General features: G+C 61.8%; 21 protein-coding genes and 1 pseudogene. 18 read left to right on the forward strand and 4 right to left on the reverse strand.

Annotated elements, in window-relative coordinates:
* The 11 genes and pseudogenes from C8D77_RS34700 to C8D77_RS34750 all read left to right on the forward strand — a co-directional run.
* Window positions 1-264: pseudogene (locus tag C8D77_RS34700) on the forward strand (LysR substrate-binding domain-containing protein); the annotation flags it as partial.
* 273 nt (window positions 265-537) lie between these two features.
* Window positions 538-762, forward strand: a complete 225-nt coding sequence (locus tag C8D77_RS34705) for an alkylphosphonate utilization protein (protein ID WP_109672078.1) — start codon at window positions 538-540, stop codon at window positions 760-762.
* A gap of 99 nt (window positions 763-861) precedes the next feature.
* The gene (locus C8D77_RS34710) at window positions 862-1,260 is read left to right on the forward strand and encodes a hypothetical protein (protein WP_109672080.1); all 399 of its coding nucleotides are present in this window, start codon (window positions 862-864) and stop codon (window positions 1,258-1,260) included.
* Window positions 1,261-1,700: 440 nt separating this feature from the next.
* A complete protein-coding gene (locus C8D77_RS34715) occupies window positions 1,701-2,723 on the forward strand; it encodes a LacI family DNA-binding transcriptional regulator (RefSeq protein ID WP_109672083.1) in 1,023 nt (340 codons plus the stop codon).
* A gap of 190 nt (window positions 2,724-2,913) precedes the next feature.
* Complete coding sequence (locus tag C8D77_RS34720; RefSeq protein WP_109672086.1) at window positions 2,914-3,927, forward strand: SIS domain-containing protein; 1,014 nt, start codon at window positions 2,914-2,916, stop codon at window positions 3,925-3,927.
* Between the two features lie 29 nt (window positions 3,928-3,956).
* Complete coding sequence (locus C8D77_RS34725; protein ID WP_109672089.1) at window positions 3,957-5,279, forward strand: ABC transporter substrate-binding protein; 1,323 nt, start codon at window positions 3,957-3,959, stop codon at window positions 5,277-5,279.
* A gap of 8 nt (window positions 5,280-5,287) precedes the next feature.
* Window positions 5,288-6,250: a carbohydrate ABC transporter permease gene (locus C8D77_RS34730; protein WP_109672092.1), complete on the forward strand. Its 963-nt coding sequence runs from the start codon at window positions 5,288-5,290 to the stop codon at window positions 6,248-6,250.
* Window positions 6,251-6,282: 32 nt separating this feature from the next.
* Window positions 6,283-7,107 (forward strand): carbohydrate ABC transporter permease, encoded by an 825-nt coding sequence (locus C8D77_RS34735; protein WP_245463031.1) that lies wholly within the window; start codon window positions 6,283-6,285, stop codon window positions 7,105-7,107.
* A gap of 64 nt (window positions 7,108-7,171) precedes the next feature.
* Window positions 7,172-8,056: a PfkB family carbohydrate kinase gene (locus C8D77_RS34740; protein ID WP_245468652.1), complete on the forward strand. Its 885-nt coding sequence runs from the start codon at window positions 7,172-7,174 to the stop codon at window positions 8,054-8,056.
* 2 nt (window positions 8,057-8,058) lie between these two features.
* Entirely contained in the window at window positions 8,059-9,477 is a 1,419-nt protein-coding gene (locus C8D77_RS34745) for an NAD(P)/FAD-dependent oxidoreductase (RefSeq protein ID WP_109672100.1), read from the forward strand.
* 49 nt (window positions 9,478-9,526) lie between these two features.
* Window positions 9,527-10,639, forward strand: a complete 1,113-nt coding sequence (locus C8D77_RS34750) for an ABC transporter ATP-binding protein (RefSeq protein WP_109672102.1) — start codon at window positions 9,527-9,529, stop codon at window positions 10,637-10,639.
* Between the two features lie 175 nt (window positions 10,640-10,814).
* On the opposite strand, the gene C8D77_RS34755 is transcribed toward C8D77_RS34750, so the two are convergent.
* Genes C8D77_RS34755 through C8D77_RS34770 form a run of 4 tightly spaced genes read right to left on the reverse strand, consistent with a single transcriptional unit; the run spans window position 10,815 to window position 14,195 of the window.
* On the reverse strand, window positions 10,815-11,516 hold the full coding sequence (locus C8D77_RS34755) for an RraA family protein (RefSeq protein WP_109672105.1): 702 nt from the start codon (window positions 11,514-11,516) through the stop codon (window positions 10,815-10,817).
* Window positions 11,513-12,631, reverse strand: coding sequence for a mannonate dehydratase (locus C8D77_RS34760; RefSeq protein ID WP_109672107.1), 1,119 nt, complete (start codon window positions 12,629-12,631; stop codon window positions 11,513-11,515). Before C8D77_RS34760 ends, C8D77_RS34755 begins: the two co-directional genes overlap by 4 nt.
* A gap of 3 nt (window positions 12,632-12,634) precedes the next feature.
* Window positions 12,635-13,420: an SDR family NAD(P)-dependent oxidoreductase gene (locus C8D77_RS34765; RefSeq protein WP_109672110.1), complete on the reverse strand. Its 786-nt coding sequence runs from the start codon at window positions 13,418-13,420 to the stop codon at window positions 12,635-12,637.
* Window positions 13,413-14,195, reverse strand: coding sequence for a FadR/GntR family transcriptional regulator (locus tag C8D77_RS34770; protein WP_109672112.1), 783 nt, complete (start codon window positions 14,193-14,195; stop codon window positions 13,413-13,415). Before C8D77_RS34770 ends, C8D77_RS34765 begins: the two co-directional genes overlap by 8 nt.
* 167 nt (window positions 14,196-14,362) lie before the next feature.
* Here C8D77_RS34770 and uxuA point away from each other — a divergent pair, with 167 nt between their 5' ends.
* The 7 genes from uxuA to C8D77_RS34805 all read left to right on the forward strand — a co-directional run bounded on the left by uxuA (window position 14,363) and on the right by C8D77_RS34805 (window position 22,425).
* Entirely contained in the window at window positions 14,363-15,547 is a 1,185-nt protein-coding gene (uxuA, locus tag C8D77_RS34775) for a mannonate dehydratase (RefSeq protein ID WP_109672114.1), read from the forward strand.
* A 132-nt stretch (window positions 15,548-15,679) separates the two neighbouring features.
* Complete coding sequence (locus C8D77_RS34780) at window positions 15,680-16,831, forward strand: extracellular solute-binding protein (RefSeq protein WP_109672223.1); 1,152 nt, start codon at window positions 15,680-15,682, stop codon at window positions 16,829-16,831.
* Complete coding sequence (locus C8D77_RS34785; RefSeq protein ID WP_109672116.1) at window positions 16,831-17,640, forward strand: IclR family transcriptional regulator; 810 nt, start codon at window positions 16,831-16,833, stop codon at window positions 17,638-17,640. Before C8D77_RS34780 ends, C8D77_RS34785 begins: the two co-directional genes overlap by 1 nt.
* 68 nt (window positions 17,641-17,708) lie before the next feature.
* Window positions 17,709-18,740 (forward strand): sugar ABC transporter substrate-binding protein, encoded by a 1,032-nt coding sequence (locus tag C8D77_RS34790; protein WP_109672119.1) that lies wholly within the window; start codon window positions 17,709-17,711, stop codon window positions 18,738-18,740.
* A 120-nt stretch (window positions 18,741-18,860) separates the two neighbouring features.
* Window positions 18,861-19,844, forward strand: a complete 984-nt coding sequence (locus tag C8D77_RS34795; protein WP_109672121.1) for an ABC transporter permease — start codon at window positions 18,861-18,863, stop codon at window positions 19,842-19,844.
* Window positions 19,834-21,366 (forward strand): sugar ABC transporter ATP-binding protein, encoded by a 1,533-nt coding sequence (locus tag C8D77_RS34800; RefSeq protein ID WP_109672123.1) that lies wholly within the window; start codon window positions 19,834-19,836, stop codon window positions 21,364-21,366. The genes C8D77_RS34795 and C8D77_RS34800 overlap by 11 nt, the downstream gene beginning before the upstream one ends.
* Window positions 21,367-21,429: 63 nt before the next feature.
* Window positions 21,430-22,425 (forward strand): ABC transporter permease, encoded by a 996-nt coding sequence (locus tag C8D77_RS34805; RefSeq protein ID WP_109672125.1) that lies wholly within the window; start codon window positions 21,430-21,432, stop codon window positions 22,423-22,425.

Here is a 22,425-nt window from a genome sequence, read left to right on the forward strand (position 1 = left end):
TTCAGGACCACGGACGGCGAGGCGCAGATCGTTGCTGTACGGCAAGGGCTCGGGATGACGACACTGCCGTGCTTCATTGGCGATGCCGACCCCCTACTGGTGAGGGTGCCGGGCACCGAGCTGCACATGTACGGAACGCTCTGGCTTCTCACGCAGGGGGAGACACGCAAGACGAAGCGCGTGCGGCTCTTCACGGAGTTCGTATCCCGTAGGCTCGCCGCGCACGCGCCGCTTCTCGCGGGGCTGTCCATATCGCGCGACTGACGCCCGGCAGGTCGCAGGCGACGCTTGCCGTAATCCGGTCGGAAGCCGAGCTGCGATCGCTTGAAACGGCGTCGTTCAATCCGCGGATGTTGCGCCGTGCGCCAATGAGGAGAAATAGGCATCGCCTGAAAACTCCTCTGCAGGATACTCATGATCCGCAGGCGGCAACCACCGAATCCTCTTCATGGTGCTCCTGAAACGAAAAAGGCCACCTCGCTTTGGAATTCTTACGTCATCTGGTAGTGGTGCTCCCAAATCGCCGGGAGATGGGCAATGCCAGACAATGAAATCGTGCGCGACAGCAACGGCGCTCAATTGAATGACGGCGATTCCGTCACGTTGATCAAAGACCTGAAGGTCAAGGGCACCTCGGAGACGATCAAGCGCGGCACGATGGTCAAGGGTATCCGCCTCAATGGAAATCCCGGGGAGATCGAGGCCAACACCAAGCAGGTGAAGGGCCTCGTGCTTAAAACCGAGTTCGTGAAGAAGGCGTGACCCCCCAAGGGGCGGGCCATCTCCAAAGGTGGGCCGTTTTGTGTGGATAGTTATCCATGACCTATTGGTCCCGCACGGCCTGCCGGGCACTCTCACGGCATGCAGGCGGAGTATGTTGAGCTGGTCTTACTGGAGCAGTCGCTCGCCAACACAGACGGCATGTATCGGCCGTTTTCGGATCGATTGGGTGACATTGCGGAGAAAACTGGCGGATTTGTCTTGTTCGATGTTCGCGTAGAGAGCGACATTCGAATTCAGAGAATGGCGGCCATCGGGTTTGGTGTAGACGGCACCGTCGCAATCATGATGGATAAGAACGGACAGCTTATTTCCGCGCCGATAAACGGAGACAACGCCCCCCTGGTTGCCGAACTAACCGCCTGGACTTCGCTGCCGATGGCCGAGCAGGTTTGTGTTGGTTACGGCGGGGCGGCAGCGAAGCTGCTTGCGGCGCTTCGTAAATCGGGCCGACCCGACCTAGTGAACCATGCATGTTAATGAAAAGGCCGCCTCGATGGGCGGCCAGCGTTGGATTCGAGGTCCAAAGCGGCGACATAGCCTTTCACCAACCGGATGCAAACCGCTGTCGCCTTTCGCAAGCACCTCCTCGGCCCGTCGCGTGGCATCGTCTGACAAGCCGTGCTCGGCGGCCCGTCTCGCAGCCAGCGACGTCGCATTGAACATGAATTCACTGCCGTATGCTGCCGGTGCGAGGCCATTGACGGGCCGCACAAGATGTAAGTGCCTTCACGGATCAAGTTTCCACGCTAGCCAAACAGGCGCTTTTCTCAAGCAAGGTGGCAAGAAATTGCGCAAGCTGTGTTGGCAGTTTGAGAATCGGCCGATATGCCGCACAACAATGCCGGCAGGACGAGCCGAAAATCGAGCCGAGAATGATGATCTGACGCAATGTCCAGGTCGCAGAAGGACAGTTACCCGTGACGCAGAAAGGAATCACACTAAAAGACGTTGCCGCAGCGGCTAAGGTGTCGCGCGCCACGGCCGCGCGGGCGCTCAACAGCTATGGTTACGTTGGCGACGAGACAGCGCTCCGCGTGCTTGAGGCAGCCGAAAGGCTGGGCTATCGGGCCAACCTCGTCGCGCAGGCGCTGCGCAGCGGACAGCTGCCGATCGTAGGCTTCGTGCCTGGCGACATCCAGAATCCGTTCTTCGCCCGAATCGCGCACGACATAGAGGTCGAGCTGCGCAAGCACCGCCACAATCTTCTGATCGCCAGCAGCGAGGAGAACGTCGAGCAGGAAAAGGAGTTGCTGGAGAGCCTGCGCTCGCTGAGCATCCGCGGCTTCATTCTGGCGCCGACATCGGCGACCGACAACCAGCACATCGTGCAGCTGGCGCACGAAGGCGCACCGGTCGTGCTGATCGATCGCGTCGTCAAGGAACTGCAATGCGATAGCGTCGTCGTCGACAATGAAGGCGGCGCGCGCGAAGCGGTCGATTACCTCGTTTCCAATGGACACGACCGTATCGGCCTGTTGCGCGATGACTCACGCATCTTCACCGCGCAGGAACGCCTCGCAGGCTATCAGAATTCATTGCAGTCGCATGGCATAGCGCTCGACGAATCGCTGATCAGCGTCGCGCGTTCGACCGTCGAGCATGCTGTCGACGCTACCATCCGCCTGTTCAGCCGCCGCAACCGTCCGACCGCCCTGTTCACGGTGGACAGCCTGATGACCCAGGGCGCGCTTCTCGGCCTGCGCTCAATGGGGCTTTCGATCCCGCACGACGTGTCGCTGGTCGGCTTCGACGACTTCAATCTCGCCACCTTCACCGATCCGCAGATCACGGTCGTGGCCCAGCCTATCTCCGAGATCGGTCCGCTTGCCGCCAGGTTTCTGCTTGAACGGTTAGCCGGCAAGAAGATCGCGCCGCGTCATATCCGGTTCCCGACGCGCCTGATTGTCCGTGGCTCGGTTGCACATCTCCGCGGGCGCTGACCGGGACCAGAATCTTTCAGCTTCGACAAATTTCATCGCGAAGGGACTTGCCAATCGCGAAAGTTCGTGCCCATTATCGCGATGTGAGATCGATCTCACATCGCGATTGATCGAAGACTGGTTAGACGGCGCATCGACGCTTGCGCCCAGGCAGAGGCTCTGCCGTATCCGAAATGCAAGGAAGAATTACATGCTGAACTTTGACAAGGACCGCTTCATAAGGATCCAGAGCGGTGCCGTTTCCATCGCCGGCGAGGCACGTTCGCTCATGCGCGCGCTGCTTTCGGAAGGCGTCGAGCGGCTGTTTTTCATGGGCACCGGCGGTGTGCAGCTTCTGACCCTACCCGCGATCGATCTGGCGCAGCGCTACTCCACCTTTCCGGTGAGCGCTGCATATCCGGCCCAGGTCGTTCTCGATCCGCCGGCCGGTCTCGATAACAAGGCCGTGGTCGTGATTCCCTCGCTGTCGGGCACGACAAAGGAAGGCGTCGAGCTCATGGCTTTCCTGAAGAAGCGGGGCGTTCGCACGATCTCGCTCACCGGCCATTCGGACACGCCGATCGCGCAGGAAGCCGACCATAACTTCACGAACTTCGCCGAGGACGATACCTCCTCGGAGTCGTTCTACCTGCAGACGCTGCTGATCGTGCTGGCACTGCTGGCCGAGCGCGGCGAGTATGACGGGTTCGACGCGGCTGTCGCGGAACTCCAGCTTCTTCCCGGCTTGCTTGCCGATGCGAAAGCCGCCTTCGAGGACAAGGCCGCCGAGCTGGCCGCTACCATCAAGGACGAGACCTATCACATCTTCACCGGCGCCGGCTCGGTGTGGCCCGAGGCCAACTACTACGGCATGTGCATCTTGGAAGAGATGCAGTGGATCCGCACCCGCCCGGTGCATGCGGCAGACTTCTTCCACGGCACGCTCGAACTGGTCGAGCCGGGCGTCAGTGTCTTCGTGTTCAAGGGCGAAGATGCGCTTCGCCCGCTGGCCGACCGGGTCGAGAACTTCGCCAGGCGCTACACCGACTGCGTCCGCACACTGGATGCCGCCTCGGTCAAATTGCCGGGCATCTCGGCTCAGGTGCGTAGCATGATCTCGCCGGTGCTGCTCGCCACCTTGCTTGAGCGGCTGAGCGCGCATCTCGAGGTGCTGCGCAACCACCCGCTGACGACCCGTCGCTACTACAAACGCGTTGAATACTGATCCCCTCTCAACCTCTGAAGGAGCTGCTTATGAAACGTTCGCTGCAAGTCGTGGCGGTCACAGTGGCCGCGGTATCATCATTGGGGCTGTCGATGTACGGCAGTTCTGCTGCTTCGCCGGCTGTCGCGGCCGATCCCAACGCCAAGGTCGAATACAGCGGCACGCTGTCGATCCTGACCAAGTTCGGGCTGCAGCAGCTGTCGCCCTATTTCGTCAATCTGGCGCAGGAATACGAGAAGCTCCATCCGGGCGTTAAGGTCGAACTCATCCAGGAAAGTGACGACAGCGTAAAAGGTAAGACGAAGACGCTGGTCGCTTCGAACTCGCTGCCCGATGTCTACTTCTCCTGGACGGGCAGCTGGGCTGGCAACTTCGTCCGCGGCAATCGCGCCGTCGACCTGAGCAAGGTCATCGGCCCCGATACCGACTGGGGCAAGACGCTTTCTCCGGCGGCCGTCAAAGCGTTCCAGTACAATGGCAAGCTCTACGGCATCCCGCTTTATCAGGATGCCAAGTTCATGGGCTACAACAAGCAGATATTTGCCAAGCTCGGATTGAAGGCGCCAGCCAATTTCGAGGAACTGCTGACGAGCTGCGATGCCATTCGCAAATCCGGCGCGACGCCGATCTCGCTGGGCAACAAGGAAGCGTGGCCGGCAATCCACTTTGCGGGCCAATTGCTCGCCTACAATGTGCCGCAGCCAACGCTGGAACGCGACTTCGATCCGGCCACGGCCGAATACACCGATCCGGGCTATGTCGCGGCGCTCAAGCAGTTCAGCCAGCTTGTCGAACGCTGCACCGACGGCGCCGGCGTCAATGGCACGTCCTATGCCTCGGCTCTCCAGGCCTTCACCAACGCTCAGTCGGCCATGTACTATCAGGAGATCATTGAGTTCGATCAGGCTGCCACATCGGACTCGGCGCTGAAGCCTGCCGATTTCGGCTTTTTCAAACTGCCCGTGCCCGATGGCGCCAAGGGTGATCCCAAGTCGATCGAGGGCGCACCAGAGGGCTACATGATCAATGCGGCGTCGAAAAACATCCCGCTGGCGATCGATTTCATGAAGTTCGTGACCTCGAAGGAAAACGCGCAGATCCTGTCCGCGCCGCCCTATGGTCAACCGAGCGCCACCATCGGCGGCGCCTCGGAATCGAACATGAGTGTATCGGTGGTCGACGGCCTCAAGGAGATCAATGCGGCTTCGTTCCTGATGCCTTGGCTCGATACGGCCAATCCACCGCGCGTCGCTGCTGTCTGGCTGTCCAGCCTGCAGGCGCTGGCGGGTGGCTCGATGACGCCTGAGCAAGTGATGGACGAGGTGCGCAAGGCCGCCTCCGCAGCCAAATAAAGCAGACAATGGCCAGGACATCGGACACAATCGGAAGCGGCGCCGCGGTACGCGGCGCCGCCAGGCCGCAAAGGCCAAAAAGCTTACAGACCCGCTTCGGCAATCTGTTGTCGTTCCGATGGGCCGCGATCGCGCTGATCCTCATCGGCTGGTTCGTCTACTATCCGATCGTCGACAACTTCATCGTCAGCACCACCGACCAGGATATCTATACCGGCGAGGTCACCAATGTGGGCCTCGCCAATTACGACCGGCTTCTGCATGACCCGGTCGTGCTACTCGCGCTCTGGAACAACTGCCTGTACGCCATCATCTCCGTCGTCTTTCAGGTCTTCGGCGCGTTTCTGCTGGCGGCGATCATCGAGGACCTGAAGAGCGAACGCTGGCGCCGCTTATGGCGCGCCGTGTACTTCGTGCCCTCCGCCATCTCGATCACAGTGACCGGCCTGCTGTTCTATTTCATCTACCAGCCGCAGATCGGCTTGCTGGATGCGGCGCTCAGTCGCGTTGGTCTCAGCCAGCTCGTCCTGCCCTGGCTCGGCAACGAGCACACGGCCATCTATGCCATCATTGCCATGAGCCAATGGCAGGGTTTTGGCTACTCGACGCTGCTGTTTGCCATCGCCATTCAGAAAATCCCGCGCGACCTCTACGACGCCGCCACGATGGACGGCGCCGGTCCGCTTCGCCGCCTGTGGAGCATCACCTTTCCGCTGACGCGGGAAATGACTGGGCTGATGATCATCGTCACCATCACCGGCGCGTTCCAGGTGTTCAACGAGGTCATGGTCATGACCGCGGGCGGGCCTAACAACAGCAGCCAGGTCCTGGGCACGTGGCTCTACCAGAAGGCCTTCATCGAGGACAATTTCGGCTATGGCGCCGCGATTGCCGCCGTCATCTTCGTATTGACCATGCTCACCGGTGCAGCCCAGCTCTGGTACACGAAACGTCGCCGGGTGCAGCTATGAGCGCGGCTGCTGCAGTTGGGCGGGCTCGGCGCGTGAATGTTTGGTCGGTCATCGCCAGGACGTTCCTATATTCCTTCCTCGTCTGCCTCGGCGTCGTCGTCATCTATCCACTGATCTGGATGGCGCTCAGCGGCTTCAAGGACAATGCGCAGATCTTCGGCGATCCCTTCGCCCTGCCTGCCCATTGGTCGTGGAACAACTATGTCCAGGCGTGGAACCAGGGGGTTCGCGGCTATGTCACAGTCTCTGTCCTTGTGACCGTCGCCTCGGCCCTATGCACGGTGCTGATCAGCGCCTGGACCGCTTTCGGCTTGACCCGGACCAGGATGCCGGCAAAGCCGTTGGTTATCGCCATCGTGCTGGGCGGATTGATGCTCAGTCCCACCGTGGCGATCATTCCGCTGGTGAAGATGCTGCAGGCGCTCGGCCTCTACAACACCTACTGGGCGCTGATCATTCTCTACACGGCTTTCCGTGTGCCGTTCACCACCTTTCTGATCCGCGCCTACATGCTGGATCTGCCGGGCGATATCGATGAGGCGGCGACGATGGACGGCGCCAGCGAAGGCCAGATCTTCTGGCGCATCACCCTGCCGCTGTGCCGGCCGATCATCATCTCGTGCGTCATCCTGCACGTTCTGTTTGCCTGGAACGAATATCTGTTCGCCATGATCTTCACCAGCGGCAGCGACGTGCAGACGTTGCCCGTTGGCCTGACGTCCATCATGGCAACGCACGGGACCAACTATGCTGTGGTCTTCGCCGCCATGACGATCTCTGCCCTGCCCATCGTCATCGTGTTCTTTGCCGCGCAGCGCTACTTCATTCGTGGCCTGTCCGAAGGCATCGGCAAGTAGCAATTCCCTGAAAGGACCCCTTCATGCCGCAGCTTGCTTTCCATCAGCTGATCGGAGCCGACATTTGCCTTCTGACCTTCCGGGTGCCGGCATGACGCAGCCAAAGCTCGTCGCCGTCGGGGACAATTGCCTCGACACCTATCTCACCAGCGGCCTGCTCACCGTCGGTGGCAATGCGCTGAATGTTGCAGCGCAGTGGCGGCGCAACGGCTGGACGGCACGCTATTTCGGCGCCGTCGGCGAGGACCCCGAGGGTGACGTGGTGCTTGCCGAACTGGCAGGTGTCGGCCTGTCGCCGGACGATGTCGAACGGCGCCCCGGCGACACCGCCGTCACCTTGCTCCGCGACGAATCCGGGGATCGGAAGTTCCTGCACGAATCGTTCGGGGTCGGTGAAAACTACATGCCGGCGCCGGAGCATTATGCAGTTATCGCCGGAGCTGACTGGGTGCATCTCGGCACCAACGCCAACAAGGACCTTGTCCGACGATTGGTGGCAGACCATGTGCCGTTCAGCATCGACGTATCGACGACGCATCTGGCGCTGCCGCTCGACGGTGTGCCACTGCTGTTTGCCTCAGGGCCTGACGAGGTCGATAAGCCGGTCGAGCCGTTGCTCACCGCACTCAGGGCCGCCGGCGCCCGGCAGGTTGTCGTCACTTGCGGACGCCGCGGCTCCTATTTCGATGACGGCAAGGGTGTCGTGCATGCGCCGGCCACACTGGTCGACGTGGTCGACACATGCGGTGCCGGCGACAGTTTCATCGCGACATTCCTGACCGCGCTCCGCTTCGAAGGCCGGGGGCCAGCCGAAGCGCTGCACACAGCTTCAGTAGCGGCGGCGCAGACCTGTACGCATCTCGGCGGATTTCCCCAGAAGCCCCGTCCCATACCAGAATGGCTGCCGGCCAAATACGCCAGCTTCATCACCGACGCGCAGGGAGCCTGACCGTGACGACACTTCGTCTGCGACAGCCGGCAGCAGCGCTTCCGTCCGACCGGTCGTTCTGGCTGCAGGATATCGGCGCCGGCGCGGTGACTGATCCATTGCAGGGCAATGAGCGCGCCGATGTGGTGATCGTCGGCGGCGGCTACACCGGCCTGTGGACGGCGCTGCGTATCCGTGAGCTTGCTCCCGAAACGCGGGTCGTTGTCCTTGAAGCGGACCTTTGTGGTTCAGGCGCCTCGGGGCGCAATGGTGGTCAGGTCCACTCGTGGTTCGCCGAGCTCGACCAGATCAGCACGGTCGTCGGCCTCGAAGAGGCGCGACAACTCTGTGCCGACACGGTGGCGTCGATTGCGGAGTTGAAGGCGCTGCAGCAAAACGGCACGATCGACATGGATCTGCGGCTGGACGGATGGCTGTGGACAGCGAGCTCGATTGCCCAGGAAGGCGCGTGGGAGCACGCCGTTGCCATGACGGCGGCGGTGGGAGAGAACCGTTTCAAGCCGCTGACGGCCGAGGACATCGAACGCCGCACCGGTTCATCCGCATCCTATGCCGGTGTCGTCGAGACCAATGCCGGTACGGTCCATCCGGCCAAACTGGCGATCGGATTGCGCAACCTGGCATTGGCGCGCGGCGTGATCATCCATGAGCGCAGCCCGGTTCTCGACTTCGAGCCAGGCAGGACATGCAAGGTGCGCACGGCGCGGGGCATGGTGCAGGCCGAGAAGGTCGTGCTCGCAGCCAATGCATGGCTCTCGGCGCTGCCGGAGCTGCGCCGCCATCTCTACGTCGTCGACAGCCAGGTGATCGCTACTGCCGCGGTGCCGGAATTGCTCGACATGATCGGTTGGCGCGACGGTACCTCGATCTGCGATTCCCAGAGCCAGGTTCTGTACTATCAGCGTACCCGCAAGGGCAGGGTCGTGTTCGGCCGGGGAAGCGGCAACGTGGCCTTCAGCGGGAACTTCGGCGCCAGCTTCAACCGCAGCCCGGAGCATGGCCGCGACAATGTGCGGGAGCTGCGTCGGGTCTATCCGGCGCTGCGTGATGTGCCGGTCGAGTATGACTGGGCAGGCCCCATCGACTGCGTGCCCGAGCACGTCCCGGTCTTCGATCACCTGCGTGGCCATCCCAACATCTTCTATGGCATGGGCTTCAACGGAACCGGCATCGCGCAGACGCCGATTGGCGGGCGAATCCTGGCCAGTCTGGTGCTGGAGCGCAAGGATCGCTGGAGCGCCAGCGGCCTGGTTGGCATCGAACGCCGGATGTCATTGCCGCCCGAACCGTTCCGTTACCTCGGCGCCAAGCTCGTCCGCAGCGCAGTCCGCCGCAAGAACGACGTCGAAATCCGCAACCGGAGGGCGGACAAGATCACCAATCTGCTGGCTGGGCTGAAGCCAGGCCACCGCAAGAAGTAGGCATTATGCCGAGCACCTTGCCCACCGTCATGCAATCGAGGAGAGCACAATGGCCGATCTGACACTCAGGCAGATCAGGAAGTCCTACGGCAGTGTCGACATTCTCCATGGCGTCAACCTCGACATAAAATCTGGCGAGTTCATAGTTTTCGTCGGGCCTTCGGGTTGCGGCAAGTCGACCTTGCTGCGGTCGATCGCCGGGCTGGAGGAAATCACCTCCGGTGACCTGTGCATCGATGGCGAGATAGTCAACGACGTGCCGCCGTCGAAGCGGGGCATCGCCATGGTGTTCCAGTCCTACGCACTCTATCCGCACATGACGGTCTACGAGAACATGGCCTTCGGCATGCGGATCGCCAAGGTCGGCAAGGCCGAGATCGACCAGCGGGTGAAGCAAGCGGCTGAAATCCTGCAACTGACCAAGTATCTCGATCGTCTGCCCAAGGCGATGTCGGGCGGCCAGCGCCAGCGCGTCGCCATCGGCCGCGCCATCGTGCGCAATCCCAAGGTCTTCCTCTTCGACGAGCCGCTGTCGAATCTCGACGCGGCGTTGCGCGTCGCCACCCGCATCGAGATCGCCAAGCTCAAGGAATCGATGCCCAACACGACCATGATCTACGTCACCCACGACCAGGTCGAGGCGATGACCTTGGCCGACCGTATCGTGGTGCTGAAGGACGGTCACGTCGAACAGGTCGGCACGCCGATGGATCTCTACAAAAGGCCCGGCAATCTGTTCGTTGCCCAATTCATCGGCTCACCGGCCATGAACATCGTGCCGGCCAGGATAGAGACCGCCGGTGCGACAACGGCGATCAGCCATATAGGCGCAAACAAGGTGACCGTGCCCCTGGCGACGCCAGCGTCCTCCAAGGGAACTGAGGTCAGCTTCGGCGTGCGACCGGAAGACCTGTTCGTCGTCACCGGGCCTGATTTTCTGTTCGAGGGGACAGTGGACTATGTCGAGCAACTCGGCGAGGTCCAGCTTGTCTATATCGACATCGGCCGCGCCGATCTGCCGCTGGTGACCAAGCTGCCTGGCAATGCCGCAGTCACCCGCGGAAGCGCGGTGAGGCTGTCAGCGCACCCGCAGGATCTGCACCTTTTCGATGGCGACGGCCGCTCACTCCGGCATCAGGAAGTAGCTCTCCTACTGGATTGATGACGGTCTCCGCACCATGCATCGCCTGAATGCCTGTGCGCATCGCGCCCACATTCTCAACACGTCAGGAAGCCACCGAATTTTGGAGACCGTCTGGCAAGGGTCGCGAGATCCAGTTTGGTCAACGGGATACAAACGGCGTCGACCGTCTTGCGCAGGTCGATCAACCGACGTGTCACATAATGCCGAAGGTCTTGTAGGCTTCCACCGCGCTCATGCCCTCGCGGATCGCGTTGGCGACAAGCCTTTCGCCACGTACTTTTTCGAGGGCCAGCCGAACGACGTCTTCCTCCACTTGCCGTGGAATAACGAGGACCCCTTCCTTATCACCGAACAGGAGCGTGCCCGGCTCGATCCGCACACCACCGATCTCGAGTGCGCAGCGATAGTCTATGACCTTGCCGCGCACGCCCTGGTCTTGTGCATAGTAACCGGTGCAGAAGCACGGGAATTCCAGCGCCTTGATGCCGTCGGTGTCGCGAGCAAAGCCGTCGACCAGCGCGCCATGCGCGCCGAGGATCTTAGCGCGGGTCGACATAAGCTCGCCCCAAAGCGCATAGCGCGGCGAAGCGCCACTGGCGACGTAGATTTCGCCGGGCTTCAGATCATCCAGCGCTTCGAACATCAGCCCGAACGGTTTGGTCATCAGCGGATTGCGGGTCGGTTCGTTGGACAGAAAGATGTCGGATTCGAGCACCGGCATGGCCCGACCGAGCAAGCGCGTCTTCTCGTCGACCGGCTTGAACACGGGCGGAAGGAACTGATGCTGCAGCCCCAGCGTATCCATTACGTCTCCGACCACCGCGACGAAGAGCTCTTTTTCGAATAAACGATACATTTCAGCGTCGTCGGCATAGAGGCGCGTCGATCTTGTCATGAGCCTTGCCTTTGGGTGCTCGTGGAATTGGCGGTGCGGGAAGGTCCCAGCGCTGCGGCGTTCTGAACCAGCGCACGCATATAGCCCAGGGCAAAAGCCTTTCCGGCGTGCCACGGTGCGTCGCAGGACATTTCCGGCGTATGATCGGGGATGATCACGCCGTCATAGTTTTCATCGCGAAGGATGCGGACGATCTCGGCCATGTCGATATCGCCGTCATCGACGAAGGTCTCGTGGTAGTTCGGCACCTTGCCGCGCACGTTGCGGAAGTGGATGTAGCCGATGCGCTGGCGTCGGGCGAAGCGCCGGACGTGCTCGTAAATGTCATCGGTATCAGGCATTTCCTGCAGCGAACCGAGACAGAGTTCCAGTCCATTGGACGGCGAGTCGACCATATCCATCAGCCGGTCGTATTTTTCCGGCCGGTTGACGAGCCGCGCAGCACCGCGCAGCGCCTCGGCCGGCGGATCGTCGGGGTGCGCCGCCATCACGACGTCGGCCTCTTCGGCCACCGGTACGATCTCGCGCAGGAAGACACCGAGCCGCTGCCAAAGCTCATCGGTGCTGACCTTCACCGGCTCGGCATTCGGCCGGCCGGCGCGGTAGCGCATGTTCCAGACAACGCCGTCGGGAACGGGCAGATCTGGATCAATGGCGGCAAGGTCCAGTCCTACCGACATGGCCTCACCGCGCGCGAACGGGCCACGCGACCAGCCCCAGACACCGGCAATCGAGAAGTTGTAGCCGATACATGGAATGCCGGCGCGCCCGGCATCGCGAACAAGGCGCTTCAACCCTTCTATTTGCGCCGGGCGATCGGGCCCGCCGAGCAGCACGTCGGACCAGAAGCGGGGTGAAAAATTCTCGATCGCCGCGATCTCCAGTCCATTGTCGCGCACGGTCTTCACCAAGCCAGCGAAGTCCTCGTAGCTCCAGAGTTCATCGGTGGAGCAGTCGCCCCAGCCTTCCGTTTCGCTGCCGGCCGACAGAGATGGGTCGCGACCGCGAAAATAGTTGGTGAGGTGGGCAACGATGTGGGTGGCGCCAGCCTGACGGGCGAAACGGAAATTGCCTGGTGTCAGCGACTCCCGGTAAAGGCCAAGACCGATCTTCATGATCTATTTCACGCCAATGCCGGCGGTCAGGCCGCCATCGATCTTGTAGTCGGCGCCGGTGCAGAAGCCGGCTTTCGACGAGCACAGGAAAGCAATGAGCTCCGCCACTTCCTCGGGTTCGCCGATGCGGCCAAGCGGATGGGCCGCGCCGAAACGCCTGTAGGCCTCATCGACATCGGCGTCGCTGCCATTGTCGCCGCGCGCTGCCTTCTCGAGGATCGGCGTGCGGATCGAGCCCGGACTGACCGAATTGACCCGGATGCCGGCCGCCGCGTAGTCGAGCGCCAGCGAGCGCGTCAGCGTGTGGATGGCGCCTTTGGTCGTGGCATAGGCGGCGACGTTTTGCTGGCAGGCGAAACCCTGCACCGAGGCGACATTGACGATGGCGCCGCCGCCTCGCTTGATCATTTCCGGGATGCCGAAATGCGCGGTCAGATAGATCGAGCCGATATTGACCGTCATCGCCCGGTTCCAGGTTTCCCAGTCGGTCGTCGTCGCGGTCCCGTATGGATGGATAGCCGCGGAATTGACGATGATATCGATGCCGCCGAACGTCGCAACGCCGGCCTCAACTGCGGTGCGCACCTGATCGGAGCCGGAGACATCCACTGTCTGCACCAGCGCTTTTGCTCCGGCTTTGACCAGGCTTTCCTGCATGGCGGCATTGGCCGCCCGGTCGATGCCGCAGGCGACAATCGCGGCGCCGCCTTGCGCCAGGCGCCTTGCGGTGGCGAGCGCGATGCCGGTCGTGCCGGTGATCAGCGCAACCTTGTTCTCAAAGTCAGACATGATGCAAATCCTTGGAAGATGTCGGGTCCGGTAACGCCGGCGAAGTGCGGGCGTTTTCGAGGTCGTCGGGGACGAAGCGCAGGCCGAAATCGAGATGCCGGCTCATCAGGTAGCTGTAGGCGATGCGGTCGCGCGCCCGCAAAGCCGCGATGATCTCGCCATGGGCGTGGCGCGTTTCGCTCAGCACCGGCCGGATGGATTTCCCGACGGTCATGATGTGCTGGATAACCGGCGACAGGAATTGATAAGTCTGCACCAGCATGCGGTTGCCGGCGAGCTTCATCAGCGCCATGTGGAAATCGAAATCGCGCTGCGCCGCTTCCTGGACATCCTTGCTGGTTTCGATAAGGCCGTTGACCTCGTCCAGGGCGTCGAGTTCGGCGGCGCTGGCATTGAGAATGATGTGGTCGCCGATGCTCACTTCGATGATGCGGCGAAACCCCTGGATATCGTTGAAGGACGTCCTCGAGATGTCCATCTGCGCGGCAAAGAAGTTCTGGATCGCGACATTCTGGCGATCGGCCAGCACCGCACCGACACGCGGCTTGGGGTCGATCAGGCCATAGGTGCGGATGGTGCGCAGCGCTTCGCGTATCGTATTGCGGCTGGTGCCAAACAGTTCGCAGAGCTCCCTTTCTGTAGGCAGGACGTCGCCGACGGACATGGCGCGATTGCGAATAAGGTCGAGAATCTGTCGCACGGTCTGGTCGACGGCCGAACTGCTGGGCCTAGCGTCTTCTGCCGCTCCCGCCGGGTCGTGATCAGCCTGCTCCAAGTGATTGCCTCCTGGTATTTGTTGGACCAAGATTAAAGCCGAGCAAATAAGAAATCAACCGAAAGCGCCTAAAAAAGTTGGAATGGCCCGATGAAAATCCAATTTTTGCTTGTTGACAGGTTTGTGGTCCAACAAATAAGATTGCCTTCTGACGTTTAGGAGGCTTCATGGAACAGTGTTGGCGCTGGTATGGACCGGGTGATCCGGTGACGCTTGAGCATGTCAGGCAGGCAGGTGCGACAGGCGTGGTGACGGCCTTGCACGATATCTATGACGGACGTGCCTGGCCGCTCGAGAGCATTCTGGAGCGCAAGCGGATCATCGAGGCCGCTGGCCTGACATGGTCGGTTGTCGAGAGCATCCCGGTCCATAACTCCTTCAAGATCGGCGCACCGGAACGCGAGCGCTATGCCGGCTTCTACCGCGACAGCATCCGCGCGCTCGCCAAGGCCGGCATTGCGACGATCTGCTACAATTTCATGCCGGTGGTCGACTGGACGCGCACCGATCTGGCCTATCGGCTGCCGACGACGGGTTATGCACTGCGTTTCGATGCGATCGATTTCGCGGCCTACGACCTGTTCGTGCTGAAGCGCAGCAATGCCGGGGCCAGCTACAGCGCCGCCCGCATCACTGATGCGGAAGCGCGGCTGAAGGGGTTGAGCAGCGAGGCGATCGACAGGATCGAGCGCAACCTGATCGCCGGCCTGCCGGCGACCGAGCGCAGCTACAACAGGGAAAGTTTTCGCGCGGCCCTGGCGGAATACGATGCGATCGGACCAAAGGAGTTGCGCGACAACCTTGCCTGGTTCCTGCGCGAGATCATTCCGGTGGCCGAAGAGGAAGGGGTGCGCATGTGCATCCATCCCGACGACCCGCCCTTCTCGCTCTATGGCCTGCCACGCATCGTTTCGACCGCCGAGGATGCGCGTTTCATCCTCAACGCCGTCGATAGCCCCGCCAATGGCCTGACATTCTGCACTGGCTCCTACGGGACACGCGCCGACAACGACATCGTCGCCATGGTCAAGGAATTTGCCGACCGCATCCATTTCGCTCATCTGCGCAACATCACCATCGAGGATGACGGCTCGTTTTATGAGGCTGAGCATCTCGAGGGCGGCACCGACATGGCGCATGTCATCCTGGCTCTGATGCAGGAAGAGACGCGCCGTCGCAGGGAAGGCCGCGCCGACTGGCGCATTCCGATGCGACCAGACCATGGCCATCTGCTCGCCGACGACATCGGCAAGACCAGGATCAATCCTGGCTATTCGCTGATCGGCCGGCTGAAAGGCCTCGCCGAGCTGCGTGGCATCATGCGCGCCGTGGAACGTTTCGATCTGGCTTGAAGCGCTGCTTTGGATCGCTGGGAGGTCATTTGCGCAGTTTGTGTAAGTGAAAATAGTTTGCACCAATGAAAATTAGTGCTATGTCGACGGCAAGGCTGGCTGTTGTCCGGCCGCCGGGAGGATTTGAAGAGCATGACGAAGCTACGCGGATTGGCGTGGGATCATAGGCGTTGTTGGGGTCCGCTTGACGCCAGCGTCGGACCCTATTGCGCAAACCATCCCGGTCTCGAGATCGAATGGGATCGCCGCAGCCTCTACGAATTTGGCGAAGGGGCGATCGACCGGGTTCTCGGCCAGTATGATCTCGTCGTCTTCGATCACCCGTTCATTGGCGAGATCGCCAGTGGCCGGCTCATGGTTCCTTTCGATGAGCATCTGACCGGCGAGCAGCGCCAGGTCTTCGAACGGGATACGGTTGGCAAGTCGTGGCAATCCTACGCCAGGGAGGGGCGCCAATGGGCACTCCCGATCGATGCCGCCTGTCAGGTGGCGTCTTTTCGACCGGATTTGATGGCCGCCTATGGCGATGCCCCGCGCTCCCATGGCGATGTTGTCGATCTCGGCCGCCGTACCCGCAAGGATGGAAAATGGCTCGGCCTGCCTCTGGTCCCGACGGATGCCATGTGCCTGCTGCTGACGCTTGGCGATCCGCAGGAAGAGGCCGACGATTTCATCAGCCGCGACAAGGTCGAACGAGCCATCGGCCAGCTGCGCGAGCTGTCGGACCTGTCGCATCCGGGCTCACGGCAGTGGAACCCCATCCGCTGCTACGACCACATGATTGCCAATGACGACGTCGTCTATGTCCCGTTCGCTTTCGGCTATGTGAACTATGCGTCACGCAGCGAAACACCGAAGCTGCGCTTCGCCGACGCGCCGACACGGGGTTCGGCCGGCGCGCTGCTTGGTGGCGCGGGCATCGGTGTCAGCGCCCAGTCGGGCAACGTGCAGGCGGCGATCGACTATGCCTTGTTTCTCTGCTCGCCAGACAACCAGCGTGGCCAGTATGTCAGCGCCGGCGGGCAGCCCGGCTCGCTATCGGCCTGGCAGGACAAGGCGGTCAATGCCACCTCGGGTGACTTCTTTGCCGATACGCTGAAGACGATACAGTCGTCTTATCTGCGCCCTACCCATGCCGGCTTCATAACATTTTTCCGCGAGACCGCGCCGCGTGTCGGGGCTGCCATCGCCGGCGAGCTGTCGATCACGGAACTGGCTGCCTGGATAAACCGGCGTTACCGCGAGACGCGGCCCTCGACGAAGTCGGTACGGAGCGTCGCGTGATGGCCACTGTCACCAGGGCATTTGATGACGGCGAAAACGGGCGCGGCGAATATCGCGCGCCGGCAGCTGAGAAGGCACTCGATATCCTGGAATTCATGGCCGCGCAGGGCGAGGCGCTGACCCAGACCGAAATTGCCAACGGCCTTGACCGCTCCATCCACGAAATCTACCGCATCCTTCTTTTGCTGGAAAAACGCGGCTTCATCTTGCGCACGCGCGGCGACCGTTTCCGTCTGTCGCTCAAGCTCTTCGAACTGGCCCATATGCATCCTCCCGTTAACCGGCTGGTGGAGTGCGCATTGCCGGTCATGCGGGAGCTTGCGGCCAATGCGGATCAAAGCTGCCATCTGGTGGTGCGGGAGGGCCAGAATGTCCTGGTCGTCCTGCAGATCGATTCGCCCTTGCCGATGCGCTATTCGGTGGCGCTGGGCTCGCATTTCCCCATCATGGAGACGAGTTCGGGCGCCGTGCTCCTGGCACACCAGAGCCCGGCTGATCGCGATGCCATCGTCGAGCGCATCGTCGCTGCCGGTGAAGGGCAGGGGTCGCGTGCCGAAATCGAGGTGCGGCTCGCAGAGGCGTTGGATCGTGGCTTCGAGATGCGCTCCTCTCTGGCCGTCGATGGCTGCATCAACATTTCTATGCCGGTTCGAGACCACACCGGCGCCGTGATCGCGGCACTGACGGTTCCCTTCTTGCCGCAGAAGGCCGCCCGCTTCGATCGCGAGACAGTGTTTGAGCGTACCATGGCTGCCGCCAACAAGGTTTCCGCAGCTCTCGGTGCGGGTGACGCCGCGACCTCACTTTGACTGCAACCCGGGACGGCGGGCCTACCGTTCTAAGACTGAACCGTACTGATGAAAATTGGGAGAAGAGTATGAACTGGTCTAAAACAATGCTGTTTGCCTCGGCGGCAGCCGTCGCCTTCGCCGCCGCCTCCGCCCAAGCGCAAAACATGCCGAAGAAGATCGGCTACGTCACCAACTACGCCACCCATGAGTGGTACCAGAATGTCATCAAGGGCATGAAGGCTCACGGCAAGGAACTCGGCATCGAGGTCGAGGTGCAGGACGCCAATCTCGACATATCCAAGCAGGTCGCCGCGGCCGAAGACTTCATCGCCAAGGGCGTTGATGTGCTGATTATCACCCCCGTGAATGAAGAAGGTGTGGTGCCGCTGCTGCGTCAAGCCAAAGCTGCCAACATCCCGGTGGTGCTTGAAGGCAACCCGGTCAAGGGCATGACGACCATGGTTGCCATCTGCGACTATGACACCGGCTATTTCTCCGGCGTCGAGGCCGGCAAATATGCCAAGGAAAAGCTGGGCGGCGTTGCCAAGGTGATGAATGTCGGGCTGCCGCTGCTTTCCGCCACGGTATTGCGCTCGCACGGCTTCATGGACGGACTGAAGACGATCATCCCTGACGCGGTCATGGTCCACGACCTTGACGGCGGCGGCAATCCGGACCGCGCGCTCGAAGTGTCGTCGGCGGCACTGGCAAAGAACGCCGACATCAACATCATCTACGGCATCAACGATTCATCGTCGCTCGGCGGCCTGCAGGCCTGGAAAGCGGCCGGCAAATCGCAGGATGGCCTGTTGACGGTCGGCACCGGTGGTGAGGGGCTTGCCTTCATCAACGCGATGCAGAACGAGCCTTCCTACAGGATCGAAGCCGCGATGTTCCCCGAGAAGGAAGGTTTCACCGCCATCGATGCCGCGGTGAAACTCTTCAACAACGAGGAAGTGCCTGAGCACATCGTCAGCCCGACCGCACCGATGAACGGCGAGGACTGGAAGAAGTTCTACGATTACGACGGCACTACCCGCACCATCAAATGGGATGCCGTCAACGCACTGCAGCCACCGGCAAAGTGCATGAAGACTTCGGCCGACCTGAAGAAGTAAGGCTGGTCGACATTGCCCTTCCCGCGTCGCGGGAAGGGCGGGCAGTCAGGTGCCGCTGGCGGCATGGACAAGGCGACGGGTTCCGGCGCCTGATGCAAAACGGCTCGGGAATGGACTGATATGAGCGAGCTTACACACGCTTCCGCGCCCAGGCGTTTTATCGGCGGCCAGCTTCTGGGCAGCAGCCAGCTCGTGCTGGGCGTCATCCTGGCGGTGCTGTGCATCGCCATCTCGATCGCGGCGCCACAGTTTTATTCGGAGGCCAACATCATCGCCATCCTGCGCCAATGCGCGCTGGTGTTGATCGTTGCCTCGGGCATGACGATGCTCATCATCACCGCCGAGGTCGATCTGTCGGTCGGCGCGTCGCTCGCCTTTGTCGGTTGCATCGGCATGGCCGTGCTCAATTCGACGCACAGCCTCGCGCTCGGCATGCTGGCGGCACTTGCCTTTGCCGGAGGGGTTGGCCTGTTCAACGGGCTGGTCGTCACCAGGCTGAGGGTGAACTCGCTGATCGCCACCATCGGCACGATGATGATGCTGCAGGGCGGCGTCTATCTGTTCACACGCGAAGCGGTGCAGAACCACAACCAACTGACCAGCTTCACCGATCTCGGCGCCGGCTATGTCGGCGCGGTGCCGGTGCCCGTCATCCTGGCAGCACTGATTTTCGCGGTCGCCTATGTGACGCTGCGCTTCACCACGCTTGGCCGCTACCTCTATGCGGTCGGGGCCAACGAAAAGGCGGTGAGGCTGTCCGGCGTGCGTTCGGAACGCCTCAAGCTGTTTGCCTTCATCGTCACTGGCCTGTGTGTAGGCGTCGCCGGCATGATCCTGTCGTCGCTGATGAATGCCGGCCAACCGACCGCCGGGCGCGGCTTCGAACTGACGGTGATCGCCGCCGTCATTCTCGGCGGCACCAGCCTGCTCGGCGGTCGGGGCTCGCTGTTCGGCACATTGCTCGGCGTGCTGGTGCTTAAGGTGATCGACAACGGTATCATCATTCTCGGTTGGAACCAGGACCTGCAGATGGTGGTCCCTGGCGTCGTCATCATCCTGGCAACCTATCTCGACATCATCCGGAACAGAGCCAATGTCCGTTGATTTCCTCCACCCTGGCGAAGGCGCGGCCATCGACACGAACGTGCCGGCGCTGGAACTGCGCGGCATCGACAAGCGCTTTCCGGGCGTCGTGGCGCTGGACAATGTCGACTTCACCCTGGAGCCAGGCAAGATCCACGCCTTGATGGGCGAGAACGGCGCCGGCAAGTCGACGCTGATCAAGATCATGGCCGGCGTCTACGGCAAGGATGCCGGCACCATCCGCATGTGTGGCCGCGAGGTCGACATCAAGTCGCCGCGCGACAGCCTGAAGGAGGGTATCAAGGTCGTGTTCCAGGAGATCGCGCTGATCTCCGAATTCACCGTCGCCGAGAACATCTTCCTTGAAGGCTATCCGACCGGCAAAGGCGGCTCGATCGACTGGAAGAAGATCCGCGCCGATTCAGCAGCACTTTTCGATCGCATCGGCTTCAACGTCGATCCGGCGGCGCGGACGGGGTCGCTGCCGGTCAGCCAGCAGCAGATGGTCGAGATCGCCCGTGCGCTCGCCCACGAAGCCCGCGTGGTGGTGATGGACGAGCCGACGTCCTCGCTGACGCCTAACGAGGTTTCGCTGCTGTTCACCGTCATCCGCCGACTGGCCGCGCTCGGCATCGCGGTGGTCTATGTCAGCCACAAGCTGGACGAGGTCTTCGAGATCGCCGATATGGTGACGGTGCTGCGCGACGGACGCCACATCTCGACCAAGCCGATCGGCGAGCACACCAACGACACGCTGATCCACGACATGATCGGTCGGCGCATCGACAATCTGTTTCCCCGCAAGCGCGGTGAGCCGGGCAGCAAGGTCGCCCTGTTCGTGGAAAAGCTCAGCACGGCGAGGAAGCTCAACGACGTGTCCTTCGAGGCACGCGCCGGCGAGGTTCTCGGCTTCTTCGGATTGATGGGTGCGGGCCGAACCGAGCTTGCCAAGGCAATCGTCGGTTACGACCCGATCACCTCCGGCATGATCGTCGTCGACGGTAGCCGCCTCGTGCCGCACGACACGCGTACCGGCGTCAAGCTTGGCATCGGCCTGCTTACCGAGGACCGCAAGAGTGAAGGGCTGATGGGCGAGCTGCCTGTCTACCAGAATGCCAGCCTCGCTTCGCTCGGCGCCTTCGCCCGCATGGGCTTCATCGACAAGGCGAAAGAACACCGAGCGGTGCAGGATTATGTCGACCGCTTCCGCATCAAGACCCCCAGCCTGTTCCAGCAGGTGAAGAACCTGTCCGGCGGCAATCAGCAGAAGGTGCTGATCTCGCGCTGGCTGATGCGCGGCCTGAAGGTGATCGTCGTCGACGAGCCGACCCGCGGCATCGATGTTGGCGCCAAGTCGGAAATATTCGCGCTGATCGACCGGCTCGCCGGCGAGGGGCTGGCGGTCGTTATGATGACGTCCGAGATGCCAGAGTTGCTCGGTCTTTCCGACCGGGTCGCGGTGATGTGCGAAGGCCGTTTGACCGCGATCATGTCGCGCGAAGAGGCCACCCAGGAGAAAATCCTCAATGCGGCGATCGGCTAAGACCATGACGCTTCGTGACATCGTTTCCTGCGATCCGGCCCGCCTCTTCGAAGGGAGCAAGCGATGAGCCTTGCAAGCACCGCTTCCGTGAAAGCCCCGCCATCCCTGCTGGCGCGGCTCTTCGCCCGCCAGGAACTGGCGCTGCTCGTGTGCCTCATCCTGGTGATCGTGTTCTTTTCCGTCACGGCGGAGAATTTCTTCTCCATGCGCAACATGACCAATGTGCTCGGGCAGGCCTCACTGGCGCTCACCGCCGGCATTGGCTGCGCCATCGTCTTCATTTCCGGCGAGGTTGACATCTCGATCGGATCGCTGCTCGCGACCATTGCCCTGCCGCTGATCATCATCATGAACGACACCAACTCGCTGCTGCTCGGTGTCAGCGGCGCGCTGCTGTTCGGTCTGATCATTGGTGCGGTGAACGGCTATCTCACCGCCTATGCCGGCATCAATTCGCTGATCGTGACGCTGGGCACCATGTTCATCATGCGGGGCGGCGTCTATCTCTACACCGGCCAGCGCGCGATCCCGGACGATGCGTCCCTCGACAGCTTCATCGCGCTGTCGGATGGCCGCTTGTTCAACATCATCCCGTATTCGGCGGTCATCGCGATCGTGCTGCTCGCGGCCTTCGCCTACATGATGCGGCATCGCCCGTTCGGACGGCAGATCTATGCCGTCGGCGGCAATCCGGAAGTGGCGCGGCTGGCGGGCTACGATGTGCGGCGCGTCAAGTTCATCTGCTTCATCATCAGCTCCCTGCTGGCGACGGTTGCCGGCATCATCTTGGCCGCCCGCGTCGGCTCGGCGCAGCATACGGCGGGTCTGAATTTCGAGTTCCAGGTCGTTGCCGCCACGGTGCTTGGCGGTGTCAGCCTCGCCGGCGGCATTGGCAGCCTGAGCGGCATGGCGCTCGGCGTGCTGATCTTGCAGTTCCTGTCCAACGGACTGCGCGGGCTCGGGCTGCCGACCGAATGGCAACTGGTCATCACCGGCATGATCATCATTGCCGCGGTCGCTTTCGACGAAGCAAAGCGCCGGCGTGCGATTGGAGGCTGA

This window comes from Mesorhizobium loti (assembly GCF_003148495.1).
GTDB lineage: Bacteria > Pseudomonadota > Alphaproteobacteria > Rhizobiales > Rhizobiaceae > Mesorhizobium > Mesorhizobium loti.